Here is a 2,585-nt window from a genome sequence, read left to right as displayed (position 1 = left end):
TGTCGGCATAGCGTGAGCTATTAAGCCGACCATTCGACAAGTTTTGGGATTGTTAAGGGTTCCGAGGCTCAACGTCAATAAAGCAATTGGAATAATGCAATTAATTATTAAGATGTTGTAAATTTTTAAATTTTAGAAGTAATTTATGATGAGATATGTTATTTTAAGGTGGTAATAACTCTATATGTAAGGAGGTTTATTTTCATGGAACACATTTCAAAATTAGGCGAAGCTATCGTTAATACAGTTTCAGCAGGACAATCTGGAGATGGTGCTGAATTAGCTAAATCAATCGTTAATATTGTGGCTAACGGTGCTGGTTTAGCAGGGGATATTGCTAAAGCATTTGGTTTAATGTAATAGCTATCTTCACTCATTACATATAAAGAGATTAATCAACTAATCGTTGATTAATCTCTTTTTTTGTTTTTCGATGGTTTTTTTATTTGCTGTTATATCTTTTAAATTTAGTAATAAAAAACAATCATTTTGAGTGTTTTTTTTGTGTGGTTTTTAAGACGAGTGAAACGAGTCTTTTCTTATCTTGATAATAAGGGTAACTATTTCGATTTGACATAGTTACCCTTATTCCGTTGATATGCCTGGCTTCAAGCACAAAAAAATTGCTTTTTCTAGCATACTATTGTATCGTTTTAGGTGTCTAATCAAAAACGTAAATAGAAAGGAGAAAAAGCAACTTTTTTATGGCATTAGTTTGTGTAAAACTAAGTTGTTTTGTTGTGTTATAACATGGAAAAGTATACTGAGAAAAAACAAAGAAATCAAGTATTTCAAAAATTTATTAAACGACATATTGGGGAAAATCAAATGGATTTGGTAGAAAATTGTAATACCTTCTTGTCTTTTGTGACCAATCGAAGAATGGACAAAAAGAAATTATATAAATCTAACCCATGTAAAAATCGTTTTTGTCCGATGTGTGCGTGGCGAAAAGCGAGAAAAGATGCATTAGGTTTGTCATTGATGATGCAGCATATTAAACAAACAGAAGATAAGCGATTTATCTTTTTGACACTTACAACACCAAACGTAACAAGTGAGCATTTGGAAAATGAAATAAAAATTTATAATAAATCTTTTAAGAAAATGTTTGAACGCAAAAAAGTGAAAACAATTACAAAAGGTTATGTGAGAAAATTAGAAATCACTTATAACAAAAAACGTGATGATTATAACCCACATTTTCACGTATTGATTGCCGTTAATAAATCATATTTTAAAGATACTAAAGCTTATATTAGTCAAAAAGAATGGCTAGAAATGTGGCGTGACGTCACAGGAAATTCAGAAATTACACAAGTACATATACAAAAAGTTAAACAAAATAATAATAAAGAACTTTACGAAATGGCTAAATATTCTGGTAAGGATAATGACTATTTAATTAATCAAAAAGTGTTCGACGCATTTTATAAAGCATTAAAAGGAAAACAAGTTCTTGTTTATTCTGGACTGTTTAAAGACGCAAGAAAGAAATTAAAAAATGGAGAATTAGATTACTTAAAAGAAGTGGATCCGACTGAATATATTTATCAAATTTTTTATACTTGGAATAAAAAAGAGTATTTAGCGAGTGAAATTTTTGATTTAACAGAAAGTGAAAAACAAGAAATTAATCATCAAATGATTGATGAAATTGAAGAAGAAAAATAAAAATAAATTTTCTTAAACGTTAGCAAAAAGCTAGCGTTTTTTTGTTGAAAATATGTTAAAAATGCCTGGGTACAAACGGGGTACTGACACAATATATAGGGGTACAACCGGGGTACAATCGCAATTTGTAGGGGTACAATCGGGGTACAAAACGCAAAAAATGTATACCTTTTTAAAATCTCTGTATCCCTTGAAATGTCTGGCTTCGCCAGACCATACATTTTTTAATGTATGCAAATTTCCCTTATGCTCTTACAAAGAATTTGGAGCCAATTCAAAATTCGGTGGTTTTTTGAAAGAAATTGCTCCTGCAGGAACTAAAAAAGTTGATGATTTTTTGAGCCATTTTATGCAAAATTTTAGTTTGCATGTAACTGGGCAGTGTCTAAAAATCGTCACTGGTTTTGCTAAAAATTTGTGATGTGAAATCGAAATATATTTATTTGGCTCTCATTTGCGTTTTAAGCGCTTATATAGAATTTTGGATATAAAACTATGTAAATATTTAGTGTTTCTTCAAAATACTCCTTTAAAATTAAAAATAAAGGCACTCAAAATTTTTGTAAGAGTTATGATAAAGTTTGTTAAAAGAAAAACTGAAAGTGGATAAATTTATGAGAAAACAGGAGTTGTTAAAAAATGAAATTTAGAGAAGCATTAGAGAATTTTTTAACGAATAAGTATGTATATGTTGTGTTGCTGGTACTAGCTATTTATCAAATTTTCATGTTGTTTGAATAAAAATTCGGGGAGTAGAACACGCATTTATGCCGAGAAAATTTATTGATGTTGAGAAGAACCCTTAACTAAACTTGGAGACGAATGTCGGCATAGCGTGAGCTATTAAGCCGACCATTCGACAAGTTTTGGGATTGTTAAGGGTTCCGAGGCTCAACGTCAATAAAGCAATT

The 2,585-nt window shown here is 30.2% G+C and carries 2 protein-coding genes; both read left to right on the top strand.

All coding sequences use genetic code 11. The features are described from left to right. Nucleotides 1-204: 204 nt before the first annotated feature. Entirely contained in the window at nucleotides 205-360 is a 156-nt protein-coding gene (locus tag BDW31_RS12295) for a beta-class phenol-soluble modulin (RefSeq protein WP_058714406.1), read from the top strand. Between the two features lie 390 nt (nucleotides 361-750). Further along, complete coding sequence (locus BDW31_RS12290; RefSeq protein WP_110709697.1) at nucleotides 751-1,674, top strand: protein rep; 924 nt, start codon at nucleotides 751-753, stop codon at nucleotides 1,672-1,674. Nucleotides 1,675-2,585: the final 911 nt, after the last annotated feature.

Source organism: Staphylococcus sp. AtHG25 (genome assembly GCF_003217445.1).
GTDB classification, from domain to species: Bacteria; Bacillota; Bacilli; order Staphylococcales; family Staphylococcaceae; genus Staphylococcus; species Staphylococcus haemolyticus.
Note: the sequence above shows the minus strand (reverse complement) of the source record. Positions and strands in the feature narration are given on the sequence as shown.

Excerpts from the sequence above, each read along its gene's own strand:
- BDW31_RS12295 (WP_058714406.1), top strand. The coding sequence starts at position 205 with ATGGAACACATTTCAAAATTAGGCGAAGCTATCGTTAATACAGTTTCA.
- BDW31_RS12290 (WP_110709697.1), top strand. The coding sequence starts at position 751 with ATGGAAAAGTATACTGAGAAAAAACAAAGAAATCAAGTATTTCAAAAA.